Consider the following 20,059-nt stretch of genomic DNA (forward strand, 5'->3'; position numbering starts at 1 on the left):
CTAAATTAATCACATTTAAACCACACCAACATGGGAATGGATATTAAACAAATTCAAGACTTGATTAAATTTGTATCAAAATCAGGAGTGAATGAAGTATCGATAGAAGAAAAAGATTTTAAAATTACAATAAAAACTACCGAGCAGCCTACTTACGTTACTGCGACAGTTCCACAACCATCTTTACAACAACCAATACAAAATTTACCTACACCAGCAGCAACTAATGCACCTTCAAATCCTTCATCAACTACAAATGATGGCGCTGATGATTCTAAATATATCACTATAAAATCCCCAATGATTGGTACTTTTTACCGTTCATCATCTCCAGATAAACCAAATTTTATTAATGTTGGTGATGAAGTAGCAAACGGGCAAGTACTTTGCATTATTGAAGCAATGAAGCTTTTTAATGAAATTGAATCTGAAGTTTCGGGCAAAATAGTGAAAGTTTTAGTTGATAACTCTCAACCAGTAGAGTACGATCAACCGTTATTTTTAGTAGATCCATCATAAACAGTTTGCCTTTAAGAGAATTAACCCATTTGTCAATCAAATTGGAAAATGATTAAATTATCAAATTGTCAAATTGTAAAAAAATGTTCAAAAAAATACTAATTGCAAATAGAGGAGAAATTGCACTAAGAATTATCCGTACTTGTAAAGAAATGGGAATAAAAACGGTAGCAGTTTATTCTACTGCCGATAGAGAAAGCCTTCATGTACGTTTTGCAGATGAAGCCGTTTGTATCGGTCCCCCGCCTAGTAAAGATTCTTATCTAAATATCCCAAATATAATTTCTGCAGCAGAATTAACCAATGCAGATGCCATACATCCTGGCTATGGATTTTTATCAGAAAACGCTAAATTTTCTGCCATTTGTAAAGAATATGGAATAAAATTTATAGGCGCTACTGCAGAGCAGATTAATGGTATGGGTGATAAAGCTTCGGCAAAAGACACCATGAAATTAGCTGGAGTACCAACTATACCGGGCTCCGAAGGATTGTTAACCGATGTTAAACAGGGGATTGAAATCGCGAATAAAATTGGTTATCCGGTAATATTAAAAGCAACCGCTGGAGGTGGTGGCCGCGGAATGAGACAAATATGGAAAGATGAAGAGTTTGAAGATGCATGGAATTCTGCAAGGCAAGAATCAGCCGCTGCATTTGGGAACGATGGTATGTATTTAGAAAAATATATTGAAGATCCACGCCATATAGAAATCCAGGTAATTGGAGATCAGTTTGGAAAAGTTTGCCATTTATCAGAAAGAGATTGCTCTATACAACGTCGTCATCAAAAATTGGTAGAAGAAGCGCCTTCCCCTTTTATGACTCCAGAATTAAGAGAGAAAATGGGGGCAGCCGCAATTATTGGCGCTACCGCAGTAAATTATGAAGGTGCCGGCACTGTGGAGTTTTTGGTAGATAAGCATCGTAACTTTTACTTTATGGAAATGAATACCCGTATCCAAGTAGAACATCCGGTAACCGAAGAAGTTATAAATTTTGATTTAATTAAAGAACAAATTAAAGTTGCAGCAGGAATTCCGATTTCAGGAAAATCTTATACTCCAGAAATGTGTGCAATAGAATGTAGAATAAATGCAGAAGACCCTTTTAATAACTTTAGACCTTCTCCTGGAAAAATAACCCATTTTCATTCACCAGGTGGACATGGAGTTAGAGTTGATACTCATGTTTATGCGGGGTATACCATCCCTCCTAACTACGACTCTATGATTGCGAAATTAATTTGTGTTGCTCAAACAAGGGAGGAAGCACTAAATACAATGGAAAGAGCATTAAGTGAATTTGTTATTGAGGGCATAAAAACAACAATTCCATTTCATTTAAAACTTTTGAAAGACCCAAACTTTAGGGCTGGTAATTTCACTACCAAGTTTATGGAAACTTTTGATTTAAGTGAAGAAAACTAAAATATAGAAATAACGTATTTTAAATACCACTCTGAAATGTCAAAGTGGTATTTTTGCTTTAATAAGATGGCCAAAGAAAGAAAAACTGATTTAATAGAATCTATAAAAAATAAAGGGAAAAGCATGGAAGGCGAAATGTCTTTCTTTGACCATTTATCAGAACTTAGAGTGCATTTAATAAGATCATCAATTGTTATTATTCTGATGACTATTGTTTGTTTCATCTATTATGATTTTCTTTTTGATAATATCATAATGGGCCCTCATAAACCTACATTTTGGACATATAGAATGATGTGTAAAGTTGGGGAGTATTTTAATAAATCGGGATTTTGTATTACTAATATACCCGGTAAAATTATTAATACTGAAATGGCAGGACAGTTTACTCTGCAAATTAATTCAGCTTTAATGACCGGTATTGCGTTAGGCGTACCTTATCTTTTATGGGAAGTTTGGAGGTTTGTAAAACCCGCTCTAAAGGATTCTGAAAGAAAATCAGCAACAGGATTTGTTTTTTATGCTTCATTATTATTCTTAATAGGTCTTTCATTTGGATATTTTATAGTTGCGCCTCTTTCTGTTAATTTCTTATCTAATTATAGCATTAGCCCTGAAATAGAAAATACCATTACCATAGATTCTTATTTCTCGTCTGTAGCGACTTTAACTTTATGTACTGGAGCTGTTTTTGAACTTCCTATCGTAATATTTATTCTATCGAAATTAGGTATTATGACCCCAGCTTTCATGCGGGAAAAACGACGCTTTGCTGTAGTAATCATCTTAGTAATTGCGGCAATAGTAACCCCTACTCCCGATATCCCTACCATGTTAACTGTGAGTTTGCCTTTATTTTTACTTTATGAGTTAAGTATTTTTGTTTCTTTAAAAGTTCAGAAAAGTAAATTAAAAGCAGAAAAAGCATTTTATAACAGTTAAAATTGTAGAATTAAACAACTGAAATTGTGGAATAAGAGAAGTAATTTTCCCATGATTCTACAATGCGTATTTCGTTTTTATTTTTAGTTAGCTTTTTTTAATTGATAGTAAAAATCAAATTATTTTGATTTGTAGCTCGTAAGGCTTCTGAATGATATTATAAACAATTTCCTTTTTGTTTATCCTTACTTAACTTATTACGGCATATATATAGCATATCTATTTAAGGCTAGTGGAAAAATCCTTAGCGTAAAATATGAGAAAATATTTGTTGTTTTTGGTAATAGCTTCTGTTTCATTATCAAACTGTAAAAAGCAGGATGATAATGCTGATAATTTTAATGTAAACAACATTGCACCAAATGGTTTCAATTTTGGCACTTCAAAAAGCATATTAATTAATATAAAATTACTTTCTAATTTGGGAGAACCTATAAAAGGTGTTCCTGTTAAATTTTGCTTTTTAAACGATACAACAGTTGTATTTACCGCTTTAACAAATTTAGATGGCGCAATAAATTCTAAATTAACAATCCCAAGTTATGTAGAACAGATGGTGATAAGGCCAAATTATATAGGCTTTATAAAAGAAGCAAATGCTTTTATAAAAGATAATAGCCTGGACTTAACTATAGGCGGACCAAATGGTTTAAGTGGAAATGTAATTTTAAGTAGTGCTACTAATAATCAAGATTCCAAGATTAAAACGCTATCAAACAACTTTATCAAATCTTTGAGTGCCAATTTTTCATATTTGGGAACTTACGATGTTAATGGTCGTCCTAATTATTTAACTAGTAAACCTAGTGCGGTTAGTGCTGAATTACTTGGTTTTTTAAATGCCTCATTACCTGAGGAAAAAAACATAATAGACCATCATTTAGTTTATCTTTCTCCCTCCGCTAGTCGCGATTTAGATGTTATAAAATCTGGAGAAATTTTTGTAACCTATGTTTCTGAAGGTGCAAACTTTCAAAATACAATGGGTTATTATACTTATCCAACAGGTAAAAAGCCTAGCTCTTTAGATCAAATCCAAGATATTAAATATATTTTCCCTAACACATCGGGATTAGGTTCTCGAGGAGGTTTACTTTCTGGAGACAGGGTAAGTCTTGGGAATTTTAATGCAGGTACTTCTATTGGCGTAGTATTATTTAGTAATGCCTGGGATGATGCTTCTAAAACTGTTAATCCAAATAAATATGAAAGGTTTTTTTCTGATAAAAACCTAAATCCAGAAAATGATAACAACTTAAATTTAAAGCAACATTCTGTCTTTTTAGATTATGAGAAAGAAGATTTAGTAGTTGTTGGTTTTGAAGATACCAATAGAGAAACCGGAAAATCTGATAATGACTTTAATGATATTGTAGTTTTCTTTAGTTCTAGCAAAGTAAATGCTTTTAATAAGCAAAACATGATTAAACTATCTGAACCCGTAGATAGTGATGGAGATGGCATTTCTGATGATTTAGATTTATTTCCTGGAGATTCTAAAAAAGCTTACAGTGTGTTTTTTCCATCACAAAATGGGTGGGGAACTTTAGCCTTTGAAGATTTATGGCCTGCAAAAGGAGATTACGATATGAATGATTTAGTAGTTAACTATCGTTATTCTTACAATGTGAACGCCAATAATGAAGTTGTAGACATGAAAGCTGATTATAAAGTGAACCAATCTTTAGCATTTTACAAAAATGGATTTGGTGTAGAATTACCTATTAATCAAAATGTTATAGATGATGTTAGAGGCTATATTAATAGTGGCAAATACATTAAATATAATCAAAATGGTACAGAGGCAGGCCAGGCAAAAGCTGTAATTATCCCTTTTGACAATCAAAAACTAATCTTTGATAATAACGTAAATTATTCTGAACCAATTAGGGTAATTATAGCGTTTTTAAAGCCTCAACCAATAAGCATTTTAAATGCAGCACCTTACAATCCATTTTTGATAAGTGATGGTAGAAGAAGCTATGAAATACATTTACCTGGCTTTCCTCCTACTAGTTTAGCAGACAAAAATCTCTTTGGCTCTTTACAGGATTTATCAAACCCGGCAATAGGAAAATATTATATAGGGGAAAACAACTGGCCTTGGGCTTTAAGTTTTGTAGAACCTTTTAATTATCCTACTGAAGGAAAACCAGTAAATCTAGCTTATCCAAATTTTAGTGCCTGGGCAGCATCTGGCGGAACTCAGTTTAAAGATTGGTATAAGCAATAAAATATCGATATCTATAATTAATCTCTCAAAGAAAGTCAACCCTAAAAAGTTGACTTTTTATTTAACTATTGATATAGGATTCTAAATTTTTGATGGTTTGTTTTTGATCTTCTATAATGTATTTTACAACATCACCGATAGAAATCATTCCAGTCAGTTTACCATCAGTTTCTACTGGTAAATGTCTAATGTGCATATCCGTCATTAGTTTCATGCAATGATCCAGGCTATCTTTTGGAGTAATAGTTTTAGGATTTGGAGTCATTACTTCTATAATTTTTACCTCTTTAGATGATTTACCTTTTAGCACTACTTTACGAGCATAATCTCGCTCAGTAAAAATACCCATTAGCCTATCGTCCTCAACAATCATAATAGCACTAATGTTATAACTGTTCATGATTTCTAAAGCTTCATAAACCATAGATTCTGGATTTATGGTAATTAATCTACCTTCTTTTTGAGATAAAATTTGGTGTACTGCTATCATAATCAGGTTGTTTTGGTATTTATAAATTAAAGCAAAAAAATTTACAAATCAAAGGGTTAAAACATCCTCTCTTAAACATCAAAAAAAATAAATTTTTTAAATGGATTTATAATTAATTAAGTTTTTAGCCATTCCATTAAAAATGAAAATGTGAAAAGGCCACATTAACCACCAATACATCCTTCCCCATAAACCATTAGGTCTAAAAGTTGCCACCTGGCTTAAGAATTTTTTATCATGTCTTTCTATAACCTTAAATTCTAACCAAGCTTCTCCGGGTAATTTCATTTCAGCATATAACAAAAGTCTCTTATTGTTTTTATCTGCTAATATTACTCGCCAAAAATCTAAAGCATCACCAGCTACGATATGATTTCCACTTCTCCTTCCTCTTCTTGTGCCAACACCGCCCACTAACTGATCAATTAAGCCACGCAAATTCCATAACCAATCTAAATAATACCAACCTCTATTACCTCCAATAGACCATATATTACTTAAAACTATTTCCGCATCCTTTTCAAATTCTCTTTTTACTTTGTAACTTAAAGTTCCATTTTGTGGAACTTTCACCTGATCCATAAATGAGGTGTTAAGATAGCCTTTGTTTAAAGCATCTCGCCAACTTGATACAATAGAATTTTGTTCAATTTTAACAAAGGCCAATTTTAAAGCTTCCTGATAAGTAAAACATTTCAATGGGACAACCTTCCTGATTTTATCATCATGACAAATCACTTCATTACGCATGCTTTCTACTAAGCTGCTTGCGATGTTATAGTTTACAGAAGTAACAATGTTTAACCAGTAGGAAGATAATCTGGGACTTAGGATTGGGACAGTGATTATATATCTTTTTAGTTTTCTAGCTTTCGCATATCCCAAAAGCATTTCTTTATAAGTCAGGATATCCGGACCACCAACATCAAAAGTTTGATTTAAAGCCTTTTCATTTCCCAAAACTCCTTTTAAATAGGATAAAACATCTCTAATTGCGATAGGCTGGCATTTTGTCTTCAGCCATTTAGGGGCAATCATCACTGGAAGTTTTTCTGTTAAATCCCTAATAATTTCAAAAGATGCGCTTCCGGAACCTATAATTATTGCTGCCCTTAAAAATGTATGTGCAATTTTGCTTTCTTTTATAATATCTTCAACACCCAAACGTGATTTTAAATGTTCTGATAATACTTCATCGTTAACAATGCCGGTTAAGTAAATGATTTGTTTGCAGTTGGTATCAGCCATTGCATTCACGAAATTTTTGGCAGAAAGTTCTTCTAAGGCTCTAAAATCTGTGTGGGCATTTCCCATAGAATGCACTAGGTAATAAGCTGCATCAATATCTTTTGGAATTGATTTTAAAGATTCCTCATATAATAAATCGGCTGTTATGACATTAATTTTAGACTCGACTTCTGTTTGTTCCTTAAATCTCCTTTTGTCTCTAACTAAACAATATACTTCATGATTTGCTTCAATTAACAAGGGCAATAATCTTGTTCCTATGTATCCATTTGCACCTGTTAAAAGAATCTTCATAAAAATACTAACGTTGTTTTTAGCTAAGGGTTTTAAATTGCTATAAATAACTTGATAGTAAAAGAATTACGTAAAATTAATTGTGTGAATTCTGATCGTGTAAATTTTTAATATGATTGCTTTGAACTTATTTATTAATAATATGTTTAAATTTTTGGCTGTAACAATTTATAAGGTTAAGATGTCTTAACTTTAAAGAATTTGTATTTTTAGCTGCTAGCTTATTTAAATGGATAATTTAGAAATCGTAAAAGTTGCCCTTCAATCTATAAAAGGTAATAAATTAAGAACTTTTTTAACTGCATTAATTATTGCTATAGGTTTAATGGCCTTGGTTGGTATTTTAACTTCTATTGATGCCATTAAAGGTTCTTTAAATAATACTTTTGCAAGCATGGGCGCTAATTCTTTTACCATCCGTAATCGTGGAACCGGTATTAGGATAGGAGGAAATGGCAGTAGACCAAAAAATTGGCCAGTTATTACCTACCGTGAAGCAATGGATTTTAAGGAAAGATTTACCATGTCTTCTGTGGTTTCAGTAAATACATTTGCAAGTTTTGGAGCTACAGTTAAATTTAAAAACGAAAAAACGAACCCTAATATTTCTGTTTTAGGTGCCGATGCTGCTTATGTTTTTACTGGTGGTTATAAGATTGCAGAAGGCAGGAATTTCTCTAACAGCGAAATGGAATTTGGTGCAAGTGTGGTAATTATTGGTGATGAGATTAAACAAAAGTTTTTTTCTAAAGATATTTCTGCCATTGATCAAATTATCACTATTGGTAGTACAAAATTTAAGGTTATAGGAATTTTTGCGGCTAAAGGATCTAGCGTTGGTTTCGGTGGAGACAAAGTTTGTGTAATTCCGTTGGCAAAAGGACGCCAAATTATGGCAAATCCAAATCCTACTTATACCATTTCTGTAATGGTAGATGACCCAACCCAGATGGATTTTGTAAGTGGTGAAGCAACTTCTTTAATGAGAAAAATAAGGGATTTAACTGTACAAGAAGATAGCAATTTTGAGATTACTAAAAGTGATGCCATTGCAGAAACTTTGATAAGTAATCTAAAATTTGTTCAGATTGCTGGGATTGCTATTGGCTTAATTACTTTAATTGGGGCAGCCATTGCCTTAATGAATATCATGATGGTTTCGGTTACTGAAAGAACCCGTGAAATTGGGGTAAGAAAAGCAATTGGTGCCAATCCCAGTTTAATCCGTAAACAATTTTTGTATGAGGCGATTGTAATTTGTTTAATTGGTGGTGGTGTTGGGATATTTTTAGGGATTGTAATGGGAAATTTATTAGCTGTTGCCATGGGTGCATCCTTCTTAATACCATGGTTATGGATATTTATTGGTTTGGTTGCTTGCATAGGCACAGGCCTGGCATCAGGAATTATTCCTGCTTCAAAAGCCTCAAAACTAGATCCTGTAGACGCTTTAAGATACGAATAGAAGCTACTTAACTTTAATGTTTTCTAATTTGATTTCAGATAATTTGGTCAGTTTATCCTGCTCAAAAAGTATGTGATAATCAGAAAGAGGAAGTTTTTCTTTTCCTTTGTATTCAAAATTATCGTAGTTCTGAAAGTAATATTTATCGCCTACTTTTTGTAAGCCATCAATTGCCCTAAATCTATTTCCACCTTTACTATATGCAAAATAATCCATGCTATGATCCAGGGCATCAAACCAGAAATAGAATTTATCATCATAATGTGACCCTCCATTTTCTTTTTTAAAGCTAACTTCAATCTCATCATACGCCTTTCCATTTACCATAACAGATTTTAAATACTTTTTTTCTACCGCTTCATCATTTAATTTTAAAGGTAAAAGAGCAAAATAGGCTACTGAGTTTACAGATTCGGCATATTTTAAAGAATCTTTATTTGATAAAGGATTAATTAGCCCATTTACCTCTCTCACAAAACCACGACTAGAAAGTTGATCTTTTACTTTTCCCAATACGCTATCCGTAAATGAACGTTGATAAAACCAATCCTTATCATTTAAATCTATAGAAAAGTGAGATTGTCTAAAATCAAACTCCAACACCTTATTATCAAGCTCATCCATTCCATAAAAATGGATGGATTTATCAACAATTTTTTGAGGGCTTGGTTTAAGATTACAGGCAGAAAAACCTAAACTTGCTATGATTACAGATAAAAAAAATTGATTCTTTTGCATGGCGGTAAATTTAGTGATTTTGATTTCTCTTTAAACACTCTGATTATAAAAAACCAATCGTATTTTTGCGGCTTATGCAATCCAAACTATACCAACCATTTAATAAAATGCAATTTGATGATGCACATTGCTTTTTAAGTGGGGAAAAAATCGATACAAAAGAAAAGCATTCCATTTTTGCAGATTGGCTTTCAGAAATCTATCATTTAAAAGATATGCCTTTTAAGATGTTGGACGAAAGTATGAAAACCTATGCTGACATTAAAGTACCATGTTCAGCAGAAACGGCTATTCATCTAAGTACTTTAGAAGATAAAATACAAAATGCTTTTGAGGGTGGTTATAATGATGTTATAAAACTTGAGGAAGATCAAATTTTTTTATGGGTCTCAAAAACAGTATACGGAGTTATATTTAACGAAATACAATCGGCAATTAAACAACAAAATAGCTTTGCAGAAGGCTTTAACATGTCGCAAGGACTTATACATAAATTTAGCCTATTGCAAACCATGTTGCAAAAAGTAAATCAACCAATTGTTTTTGAGGAATTTAAACCTTACTCACTTTTTATTACAAAGGTTAATAATGTAGAAAATGAATTTGCTTATCGCGATGAAATCAATACACTTACTTTTTCTTTAAGGATGAAGGATTTTGGAATCCTGATTAATCTACAAGATAATGGAGCAAATAAACTTTATCATGAAGAAGTTTGGGGAAAAATAAATGGAAAAACATTACACCCTATCCAGTTTGAAGAGCTTTGTGCGAAGGTTTTTTATTCGGCATATTTATTTAACCGTTTACCAGAATACCATATTATTACAACAGAGGATACAATTTATATTGAAGCAATGCCTTTACGTGGCATGAATAACAAACCCATTTTTGATGAATGGCAGTTTAAAACATACGGACAAGTTGTAGAGAATTTTTGGAAGCGCTGGGGCTTTTTATTGTTAGAGATTATTAAAAAACCAGAAAAACCCATGAGTTTTCTTTTTGATGAGAATGGGGATTTTGTAAATGCTGAAAAGATTGAATTGCCGCTATAGTTTTATTTAGCTACTGATGCACTAATCTTATTTAAAGTAAAATGAAATTGTCTGAATCTTGATTTTCAGTATTAAAAGATTAGCAAGATTCAGAACGATTCAAATTCGTAAAATCTCAAACCATTCAAATTAGTGTTTATTAGTGTAATTAGTGGCAACCTTTTTACCTGTAAACTCTGTAGTTAACTTTGCTTTTCAGTGGTTAGATAATTATTTCAAACATTTTTACTAGCTTTAAAACCAAACAAAATTCAGCCATAAAATGAAAAAATTATCCATTCTAATTCTTTCAGCAATTACTTTTGCAGCCTGTAATAATGAAAAGAAATCTACTTCCGACAATATGATAGCTCCAGCCGATACCATTAAAACTTTGCCTTATCCAAAAACAGCAAAAGGAAATGTAACTGATAATTATTTTGGGACAAATGTTGCTGATCCTTATCGTTGGTTAGAAAACGATACTTCTGAAGAAACTAAAGCCTGGGTTGTTGCAGAAAATAAAGTGACGCAAGATTACCTATCTCAAATTCCTTATCGGGATGCTATCAAGAAAAAGTTAGAAGTTTTATGGAATTATGAGAAGTTCTCTGCTCCTTTTAAAGAAGGCAGATATACTTATTTCTATAAAAATGACGGTCTTCAAAATCAGTCCGTTTTGTACCGACAATTAGAAGATAGCGAACCAGAAATTTTCTTGAATCCTAATGAGTTTTCTGGTGATGGAACTACTTCCTTAGCGGGAATAGAATTTTCTAAAAACGGTAATTTAGCTGCCTATCAATTATCAGAAGGCGGATCAGATTGGAGAAAAGTGATCGTGATTAAAACTGAAGATAAAACCAGTGTTGGCGATACCTTAACGGATGTTAAATTTTCTGGTTTGGCTTGGCGAGGCACAGAAGGTTTTTATTACAGTAGTTATGATAAACCCGCAGAAGGTTCCCAATTATCGGGTTTAACCCAATACCATAAATTATATTTTCACCAATTAGGTACGCCACAATCTCAAGATAAACTCATCTTTGGGGGTAATGAAAACCAGCGAAGATATATAGGCGCTTATTTGACAGAAGATGAGCGGTTTTTGGTAATTTCGGCAGCCAATTCAACTACCGGAAATGAACTTTACTTTAAAGATTTAAGCAAACCTAACAGTGCAATAGTAAAAGTAGTTGGTGGTTTTGATACGGAACAAAGCATCCTCACTAATAAAGAAAACGTTCTTTATATCTATACCAATTACAATGCGCCAAACTTTCGTTTAGTTACTGTTGACGCTGCTAATCCATCAAAAGAAAACTGGAAAGACATCATCCCAGAAACTGAAAATGTGATGACCGCCAGCATAGGTGGTGGTAAAATATTTGCCGATTATTTGAAGGATGCCACATCCTTTGTTGTTCAGTTTGATATGTCAGGAAAAAAGGAAAGAGAAATTGCTCTTCCGGGAATAGGAACTGCATCAGGTTTCAGCGCTAAAAAAGTGGAGAAAGAATTGTATTTCAGCTTTACTTCCTATGTTTATCCTTCCACTATTTTTAAATATAATATAGAAAGTGGTCAATCAGAAATTTATAAAAAGTCTGGCGTTCAGTTTGATCCTTCTAATTATGAGTCTAAGCAGGTCTTTTATAATTCTAAAGACGGCACAAAAATTCCGATGATCATTACCTATAAAAAAGGTATCGAGCTAAATGGTAAAAACCCAACCATGCTTTATGCTTATGGCGGTTTCAGCATCAGTTTAACACCTGCTTTTTCTACTTCAAATATTATTTTGTTAGAACAGGGAGGAGTATATGCTGTCCCAAATTTACGTGGTGGCGGCGAGTATGGTGAGAAATGGCATATTGCAGGTACTAAAAAGCAAAAACAAAATGTTTTCGATGATTTTATAGCAGCAGCACAATATTTAATAGACCAAAAATATACTTCAACACCTTATTTGGCAATTTCTGGTGGCTCAAATGGCGGACTTCTAGTTGGTGCAACCATGACGCAAAGACCAGAACTATTTAAAGTTGCTTTTCCTGCCGTAGGTGTACTAGATATGTTGCGCTATAATAAATTTACCGCTGGTGCGGGATGGGCTTATGATTACGGAACTGCAGAAGACTCTAAAGAAATGTTTGATTATTTATATAAATATTCTCCATATAGTGCTTTAAAACAAGGAACGAATTATCCCGCAACAATGGTAACCACGGCAGATCATGATGATAGAGTTGTACCTGCCCATTCTTTTAAATTTGCTGCTCGTTTGCAAGAATATCATGAAGGGAATAATCCAGTTTTAATTAGGATAGAAAGCAATGCCGGCCACGGAGCAGGTAAACCAACTTCAAAAATAATTGAAGAACAAGCCGATAAATGGGCATTTATGTTTCATAATATGGGTTTGAGTTATGTGAAATAGTGTTATTATATTAGACTTAAATATCAATTTAAAGCTATATTCAATTAATAGAATTTATAAGTAAATTGCCAATACTAATGACTAAGTATTAAATTTTATTTAATTTATTAACTACCGGTATAATTTAATTCTTTTATTTTAATATCTTACTTTTATCTTTCCTATGGTTGTCTTATAGTTTTCGTATAGTTATGGTAAAGTGAAGCTAATATTGACTTTTGTTTGATGATTTTTAACTTAAGATTAATATTGTTAATTTTTAGTTTTAAAATTGTTGGATATAGCAGAGTAATGTTGATTGTTCGTTTTTTGATCTGCTGATATTTCTTGATCATTTAGTTTATTATAGGTTCAAATCCTATTGACTGTAAAAAGTCTTACATCGGTTAGTAAGGCTTTTTGCGTTAAGCTTAGTTATACCTTCATAAATAACCTGTCATTTTTGCTACTTCCATTAGTTGTAGCTATATATTATTTATTTAATCATCTCTTTTTCAGTTAGTTAATTGTGTTGTCTACGCTTTGTCTACGCTTTGGTTTGTTGGCGCATCATAAATTATAGTTATTTTCAGTTTTTTATTGCCTAAACTGTTTTTTGGCAATGTATTTGGCAAGAAATGAAGGCCGCCCTATGAAAATACTTTTACTACTTATATCATTTCTTGCTACAATTGGTTTAACAACAAAATCGCTTGCGCAAGCACCCACCATTACATCGTTTGTACCAATCAATCCATCTAAAGAACTAATAAGTAGCGCAATCCGCTTTAAAAAATAAAACGATTTATGAAAAAACATCTACTTATTTATCTGTGCTTATGGTGCGTTTCTACCATGGCAAGTTATGGTCAGAGTTTACCTGCACTGGCCAACATCGAAAGTAGCTCGGTTACGTATACCAGACAAACCAACGTACAAATAACAGGCACTATCGTGGTCAGCAGTCCCAGTGCTTTATATGGAGCGAAGGTTAGTATTGCTGGCTTCAACGTAGGAGACCAATTGGTTTTCGTCAATCAAAGTGGTATAGCCGGGTCTTACAATACGGTTACGGGATTACTTACCTTAAGTGGTGTTGCTACGACAGGAAGTTATCAAACTGCGCTAAGGAGCATCAGATTTTACAATGGTGCTGCCAACCCTGCTTTGGGAACCAGAAACATTAGCTTTGTAACGTTTTATGGAGCGGATCCAAGTAATACCGTAAGTAGAGATGTGGTTGTTGCTACTGCTACTACTCCTACAGTTACCACGGCCGCAGCCAGCGCTATCACCGCAACGAGTGCGGTTTTAGGAGGCAATGTGACCAACAACGGTGGCGTAAGTGTTACTGAGAGAGGAATTTCGTACCTATTATCCACCTCAGATGAAGGAAGTACAAGAGTTGCCAATGGCAGCGGTAACGGGAACTATTCAGCAACGATCAGCGGACTTGCTCCAGGTAAATCATATTATTTTCAGGGTTATGCTACCAATGCTGTTGGTACAGCTTATGGTCCTTTATTAAGTTTTACAACTGCTGCAGTGCCAACGGTAGCTAGCGTGTCAGTTCCTGCTAATGGTACTTACCGAACAGGACAAACGCTTTCATTTACGGTCAATTTTTCGTCAAACGTAACAGTCGGCAATACCCCTCAACTAGCCCTTGGTATTGGGTCTTCAAATAAAACGGCCACTTATAGCAGTGGTTCAGGAACATCCGCATTAACATTTACTTATGTGGTGGCAAGCGGCGATCTAGATAACAATGGTATCGCTATTGGTACCCTAGGGTTAAATGGTGGCACCATTAGAAATGATTCCAATTACGATGCTGACTTGACATTAAATGGTGTTGCTTCAACCGTAGGCGTGAGGGTAGATGGGGTGGCACCTACTACGGTCATCAGTTCTTCAGCAGGTACATCGGGTTCAACAATCAACAACACGCCCATTCCATTTACGATTACCTTTTCTGAAAGTGTAGCAAGTTTTGTGCTGGGCGATATTTCGGTATCCAATGGAACCACTAGTGACTTCAGTGGAAGTGGTACGACATACAGCTTTAATGTTACACCAACAACTCCCGGAACCGCTACCACAGTCAATGTTGCGGCCAACGTAGCACAAGATGCCGCAGGTAATGGTAACACGGCTGCAACAGCTTACAGCCTTACCTACCAGCCTATACAGGTCAACTCCATTACCCGACTTTCGCCATCGCCTACTGCAACAAGCACCATCACTTTCCGCGTAGTTTTTTCAGGTAGCGTTACCGGGCTAACCACTGGTAATTTCGGCGTTTCTGCACCTGGCATTACTAGTGCTTCCGTGGCCAGCGTGGTTGGCTCGGGAACAACATATACGGTAACAGTAAATACGGGTGCAGGCGATGGCACTCTGAGACTAAATCTGGCGAATAATAGTGGAATTTCGCCAAGCATATCTAATACTCCTTATAATTCTGGTGAGGTTTATACGATTACAAAAAGTTTTTCGGCCGCACCATTACTTACATTGGTTGGTACCGGCGGAACTGGTAGTGACGTTACTGCGTATTTAGATTTTGTGCGAGTTTTGAGCGCAGGTTCTGCAGTAACAAATGCGCTGAAAAACCCAAGTTTTGAAACGCATGACCCATACAATGGTGGCAATACTTTTACATACAATCCAACAGGTGCAAATTGGGTATTTAATACCCTATCTGGAATAGCAGATGCAGGCAGCGCTTTTACACCAACAACACCGATACCAAACGGCATAGCGGTCGCATTTATACAGAGCAGCGGAGGGAGTGGAGGGATTCACGGAATGTTGTCACAAAATATTGCCGTTCCAACAGGCACTAATTATCAAGTTAGCTTTCAGGCTGCCCAACGTGTTTGTTGTACTACACTTGATCAAAGCATTAATGTGTTTTTAAATGGCGTATATTTTGGTAACATACAACCTGGCAGTTCAAATTATTCAACTTTTACATCTGCCATATTTGGAGTGACCGCACCGGCTTTAACGGCAACCATCAGCAGTAGTGCCAATAATCCTACAAGCACCTCACCCATCCCTGTTACCGTCACCTTTTCGCAAGCGGTTACTGGTTTTATCAGTAGTGATGTAGTGCTAACCAATGGTACGATCGGCAATTTTGCTGGTAGCGGCAATACATTTACATTTGATGTTATACCTACTGCCAGCGGCGATGTGAAAATAGATTTGCCAGCAAATAGTGCTGTAGATGTAAACAATACTGGCAATACCGTTGCCACACAATTTGTTATTAACTACCAACCCGCCCCAACCATTACTTCCTTCTCTCCAAGTACAGCTTACGTAGGAAGTTTATTAACCATAACAGGATCAGGTTTATTAAACCCGACAGCCATTAGCATTAGCGGGGTAAATGCAATACCAATCAGTAACAATGGAACCACTTTAGTTGCCATGGTGATGCCGGGCACAACAACTGGGTCTGTTTCTGTTACCACATTAAGCGGTACAGCAACTGGCTCAGGAAACTTAACCGTTGAAAAAGCAAATCCACCCAATACGCAGCAGGGGAGTAAAATAGTGGGGGTGGGCAATACGGGGGCGGCCGTACAAGGTTGGTCCGTATCCCTGAGTGCAGACGGGAACACCGCCATTGTTGGGGGATATGCTGACAATAGTAATCAGGGAGCGGCATGGGCATATACCCGTAGCGGTAACTCATGGAGCCAGCAGGGGAGCAAATTGGTGGGGACGGGAAATACAGGGACGGCCCTACAAGGTTATTCCGTATCCCTGAGTGCCGACGGGAAAACCGCAATAGTGGGAGGTTATTTGGACAATAATGAACAAGGAGCGGCATGGGTATATACCCGCAGCGGAAACACTTGGAACCAACAGGGGAGCAAATTAGTGGGGACGGGAATTATAGGGACGGCCCTACAAGGTTATTCTGTATCCCTGAGTGCCGACGGGAATACCGCCATTGTTGGGGGATATGCTGACAATAGTAATCAGGGAGCGGCATGGGCATATACCCGTAGCGGAAACACTTGGAGCCAGCAGGGCAACAAATTGGTGGGGACTGGAAATACAGGGGCGGCTAGACAAGGTTACTCCGTATCTCTGAGTGCCGACGGAAACACTGCCATTGTTGGGGGATATGCAGACAATAGTAACCAAGGAGCGGCATGGGCATATACCCGTAACGGAAACACTTGGGGCCAGCAGGGCAACAAATTGGTGGGAACGGGAAATGCGGGGACGGCCAGACAAGGTTGGTCCGCATCCATGAGTGCAGACGGGAATACCGCCATAGTGGGGGGATATAATGACAATAGTGGCCAAGGAGCGATATGGGCTTATAATTTTGTACCTTCTAATAATGCAAATTTAAGTGCATTAACAACATCCGCAGGAAATATAACACCAGCTTTTGATGCAGCTACAATAGGCTACACTTCAAGTGTTCCCGATGCTACAACATCAATAACGGTAACACCAACATCAACGGATGCAACCGCAACAATTCAGGTTAGGGTAAATAATGAAACTTATGCTACAGTAACTAGTGGTTCTGCTTCTGCTTCCTTGAGCCTTAATTCTGGTGCAAACCCAATCGATGTTAAGGTAACCGCACAAGATGGTACAACTACAAAAACCTATACAATTACAGTAACGAGGGCGGCTGTAAGTGCAAACGCAGATTTATCGGCTTTAAATTTAAGTTCGGGTATTTTATCTCCGACTTTTGCTGCTGCAACAATAGGCTATACCGCAAGCGTAAGTAATGCTACAACCAGTATCACCGTAACACCGACAAAGGCAGAGGCAAACGCAACAATTAAGGTTAACGGAACAACGGTTGCGTCTGCTGCAGCATCAGGAGCAATTGCTTTGAATGTCGGTAGCAATACAATTACAACAATAGTTACCGCACAGAATGGTACAACAAAAACCTATACCGTTACGGTAACTAGAGCAGCAAGTGCAAACGCAGATTTATCAGCTCTAGATTTAAGCTCTGGTACTTTATCTCCAACTTTTGCAGCAGCAACAATTGGTTATACGGCAAGTGTTGCAAACGCAACGATAAGCATAACCTTAACCCCAACAAAGGCAGAGGCAAACGCAACAATTGAGGTTAACGGAACAACGGTTGCGTCTGCTGCAGCATCAGGGGCAATAGCTTTAAATGTCGGTAGCAATACAATTACAACAATAGTTACCGCACAGAATGGTACAACAAAAACCTATGCCCTTACGGTAACACGGAAAGATTCACAGACCATCACCTTTGATGCACTGGCAACCAAAGCCTATGCAGATGCCGACTTTGACCCTGCGGCAAATTCATCTTCAAACCTAACTGTAAGCTACACGAGTAGCAATACCGCAGTAGCCACTATCGTAAGTGGAAAGATTCGTATCATAGGGGTTGGAATGTCAACAATAACCGCTTCACAGGCAGGAAACGCAAGTTATGATGCTGCGGCTGATGCTACACAAACCTTAACGGTAAACAAAGCGACAGCGACATTGACTTTAAGCAATCTTACCCCAACTTATGATGGTGCTGCAAAATCGGCAACGGTAACCACCAGTCCTGTTGGTTTATCTGGAGTTACCATTACTTATGATGGTAGTGCAACTGCTCCTACTTTAGCCGGAACTTATGCAGTTGTGGCTAAGTTGATCAACGATAATTATACCGCAACTGATGCGACAGGAAACCTGGTGATCGGAAAGGGAACGGCTACTTTGGCTTTGAGTGGATTGAGTCACACCTATGACGGTGCTGCTAAATCTGCTTCAGTAATTACAAACCCTGTTGGGTTATCAGGGGTTACTATTACTTATGATGGTAGTACAACTGCTCCTACTTTAGCTGGAACTTATGCAGTTGTTGCTTCTTTGACTAACGCGAACTATACCGCAACGAATGCTACCGGTAATTTGGTGATTAGAAAGGGATCGGCTACTTTGACTTTGAGTGGTTTGAGTCAGACTTATGACGGTGCTGCAAAATCAGCTTCGGTAATTACTAATCCTGTTGGTTTATCTGGAGTTGCCATTACTTATGATGGTAGTGCAAATGCTCCTACTTTAGCCGGAACTTATTCAGTTATTTCTTCTTTGACTAATGCTAACTATACTGCAACTAATGCTAGCGGTAGTTTAGTGATAGGAAAGGCTAATCAAACCATTACTTTCCCTGTGATAGCAAATAAAACCATCAATGATCCAGATTTCGATCCTGCTGCCACTACAACTTCTAATCTTAGCATTTCTTATACCAGTAGTGATTTGAACGTTGCAACTATTGTAAATGGGAAAGTTCACATTGTAGGACAAGGAAATACTGATATTACGGCAATACAATCAGGAAATACCAATTATAATTCTAGTAGTTTCTTGAGACAGCTTACCGTAGGTACGGCCTTACCAGTTTCTTTCGTCAGCTTTGATGCTAAAATAAACAATGCTGGTTCTGTTGATTTAATCTGGGTAACTGCATCTGAGAAAAACAACAGCCACTTTGTTGTATTAAAATCAATAGACGGAGTTAATTTTTATGAGTTAGCTAAAATCAGCGGAAGCGGAAATAGCGACAAACAAAACCGTTACCAAACGGAGGATAAAAATCCGGCAAACGGAAATAATTATTACCAATTGGTGCAATATGATATTGATGGGAAAGCGACTGTTTTGGCTACAAAAGTTGTGAGGGTTTCTTTAGCAGTTACTACTGAGGTTTCGGTTTATCCAAACCCTATCCAAGATGTGGTAAACGTGAAGTTTGAAACTGGACGATTTAGTTCCATTAAGTTGATTGATATGAGCGGAAAGGTGTTGATGTTGAAACCTATTGATGGCAAACAATCTTTGATGAGTTTAGAGATGGTTGATTTACCAGCTACAAGTTATATCATCCGTTTGGAAGGAATCAACGGTATTGTTAGCAAAACCTTTGTTAAAGAATAAACTTTGTTATTAGTTTTGAAACGGCTGCCTAATAATGTTTAATGAGGGTTATGAAAATAACAAATGATTTATGATGCCTAAATGAAATCAAAATATAGTTCAGTGAGGGGTGTTGAAAAGATTTTAACCACCTCTAGCAAAAGAGTTATGCTTGGATTGATATAAATTTATAATTATAATATTATTTGGCATTAAATTAAAAAGTTATTGCATCACTATAAATGTCACTTGTTATTAAACAATAAGTAACTTGCGGAGCTATAACTACTTAAGGC

General features: G+C 36.1%; 12 protein-coding genes. 8 read left to right on the top strand and 4 right to left on the bottom strand.

All coding sequences use genetic code 11. From position 1 onward, the window contains the following. Positions 1-30 precede the first annotated feature (30 nt). The 4 genes from accB (at position 31) to A5893_RS12870 (ending at position 5,124) form a co-directional block, all read left to right on the top strand. Positions 31-519 (top strand): acetyl-CoA carboxylase biotin carboxyl carrier protein, encoded by a 489-nt coding sequence (gene accB, locus A5893_RS12855; RefSeq protein WP_068822986.1) that lies wholly within the window; start codon positions 31-33, stop codon positions 517-519. A gap of 83 nt (positions 520-602) precedes the next feature. After that, entirely contained in the window at positions 603-1,949 is a 1,347-nt protein-coding gene (gene accC / locus A5893_RS12860; RefSeq protein ID WP_068822987.1) for an acetyl-CoA carboxylase biotin carboxylase subunit, read from the top strand. 66 nt (positions 1,950-2,015) lie between these two features. Beyond that, a complete protein-coding gene (gene tatC, locus A5893_RS12865; protein ID WP_068822988.1) occupies positions 2,016-2,891 on the top strand; it encodes a twin-arginine translocase subunit TatC in 876 nt (291 codons plus the stop codon). A gap of 256 nt (positions 2,892-3,147) precedes the next feature. Beyond that, positions 3,148-5,124, top strand: a complete 1,977-nt coding sequence (locus tag A5893_RS12870) for an LruC domain-containing protein (RefSeq protein WP_068822989.1) — start codon at positions 3,148-3,150, stop codon at positions 5,122-5,124. A 61-nt stretch (positions 5,125-5,185) separates the two neighbouring features. Here the strand turns inward: A5893_RS12870 and A5893_RS12875 are convergent, their stop codons facing one another. Together A5893_RS12875 and A5893_RS12880 are read right to left on the bottom strand one after the other, a co-directional pair. Beyond that, complete coding sequence (locus A5893_RS12875; protein ID WP_068822990.1) at positions 5,186-5,614, bottom strand: CBS domain-containing protein; 429 nt, start codon at positions 5,612-5,614, stop codon at positions 5,186-5,188. 96 nt (positions 5,615-5,710) lie between these two features. Further along, positions 5,711-7,156, bottom strand: a complete 1,446-nt coding sequence (locus A5893_RS12880) for an SDR family oxidoreductase (protein ID WP_068822991.1) — start codon at positions 7,154-7,156, stop codon at positions 5,711-5,713. Positions 7,157-7,385: 229 nt separating this feature from the next. On the opposite strand from A5893_RS12880, the gene A5893_RS12885 reads away from it, so the two are divergent. Next, the gene (locus A5893_RS12885) at positions 7,386-8,621 is read left to right on the top strand and encodes an ABC transporter permease (protein WP_068822992.1); all 1,236 of its coding nucleotides are present in this window, start codon (positions 7,386-7,388) and stop codon (positions 8,619-8,621) included. Between the two features lie 3 nt (positions 8,622-8,624). Here the strand turns inward: A5893_RS12885 and A5893_RS12890 are convergent, their stop codons facing one another. After that, positions 8,625-9,359: a DUF6503 family protein gene (locus tag A5893_RS12890; protein WP_068822993.1), complete on the bottom strand. Its 735-nt coding sequence runs from the start codon at positions 9,357-9,359 to the stop codon at positions 8,625-8,627. A gap of 74 nt (positions 9,360-9,433) precedes the next feature. Between A5893_RS12890 and A5893_RS12895 the strand changes: the two genes are divergently transcribed. After that, positions 9,434-10,417 (top strand): hypothetical protein, encoded by a 984-nt coding sequence (locus A5893_RS12895; RefSeq protein WP_068822994.1) that lies wholly within the window; start codon positions 9,434-9,436, stop codon positions 10,415-10,417. Positions 10,418-10,679: 262 nt separating this feature from the next. Then, positions 10,680-12,836 carry a prolyl oligopeptidase family serine peptidase gene (locus A5893_RS12900; protein ID WP_068822995.1) on the top strand — a complete coding sequence of 719 codons (2,157 nt, stop codon included), beginning with the start codon at positions 10,680-10,682 and terminating at the stop codon, positions 12,834-12,836. A gap of 576 nt (positions 12,837-13,412) precedes the next feature. Here A5893_RS12900 and A5893_RS12905 read toward each other — a convergent pair. Then, entirely contained in the window at positions 13,413-13,634 is a 222-nt protein-coding gene (locus A5893_RS12905) for a hypothetical protein (RefSeq protein WP_068822996.1), read from the bottom strand. Between A5893_RS12905 and A5893_RS12910 the strand changes: the two genes are divergently transcribed. Then, positions 13,623-19,784: an MBG domain-containing protein gene (locus A5893_RS12910; protein ID WP_082911436.1), complete on the top strand. Its 6,162-nt coding sequence runs from the start codon at positions 13,623-13,625 to the stop codon at positions 19,782-19,784. The genes A5893_RS12905 and A5893_RS12910 overlap by 12 nt on opposite strands. Positions 19,785-20,059 lie beyond the last annotated feature (275 nt).

The sequence above is a fragment of the Pedobacter psychrophilus genome (assembly GCF_001652725.1).
Taxonomy (GTDB): domain Bacteria; phylum Bacteroidota; class Bacteroidia; order Sphingobacteriales; family Sphingobacteriaceae; genus Pseudopedobacter; species Pseudopedobacter psychrophilus.

What these genes read in the sequence shown, in the direction of transcription:
- A5893_RS12885 (WP_068822992.1), top strand. Translation starts at nt 7,386, where the DNA reads ATGGATAATTTAGAAATCGTAAAAGTTGCCCTTCAATCTATAAAAGGT.
- A5893_RS12905 (WP_068822996.1), bottom strand. Translation starts at nt 13,634, where the DNA reads ATGTTTTTTCATAAATCGTTTTATTTTTTAAAGCGGATTGCGCTACTT.
- A5893_RS12880 (WP_068822991.1), bottom strand. Translation starts at nt 7,156, where the DNA reads ATGAAGATTCTTTTAACAGGTGCAAATGGATACATAGGAACAAGATTA.
- A5893_RS12870 (WP_068822989.1), top strand. Translation starts at nt 3,148, where the DNA reads ATGAGAAAATATTTGTTGTTTTTGGTAATAGCTTCTGTTTCATTATCA.
- A5893_RS12900 (WP_068822995.1), top strand. Translation starts at nt 10,680, where the DNA reads ATGAAAAAATTATCCATTCTAATTCTTTCAGCAATTACTTTTGCAGCC.
- A5893_RS12910 (WP_082911436.1), top strand. Translation starts at nt 13,623, where the DNA reads ATGAAAAAACATCTACTTATTTATCTGTGCTTATGGTGCGTTTCTACC.
- tatC (WP_068822988.1), top strand. Translation starts at nt 2,016, where the DNA reads ATGGCCAAAGAAAGAAAAACTGATTTAATAGAATCTATAAAAAATAAA.
- accB (WP_068822986.1), top strand. Translation starts at nt 31, where the DNA reads ATGGGAATGGATATTAAACAAATTCAAGACTTGATTAAATTTGTATCA.
- A5893_RS12895 (WP_068822994.1), top strand. Translation starts at nt 9,434, where the DNA reads ATGCAATCCAAACTATACCAACCATTTAATAAAATGCAATTTGATGAT.
- accC (WP_068822987.1), top strand. Translation starts at nt 603, where the DNA reads ATGTTCAAAAAAATACTAATTGCAAATAGAGGAGAAATTGCACTAAGA.
- A5893_RS12875 (WP_068822990.1), bottom strand. Translation starts at nt 5,614, where the DNA reads ATGATAGCAGTACACCAAATTTTATCTCAAAAAGAAGGTAGATTAATT.
- A5893_RS12890 (WP_068822993.1), bottom strand. Translation starts at nt 9,359, where the DNA reads ATGCAAAAGAATCAATTTTTTTTATCTGTAATCATAGCAAGTTTAGGT.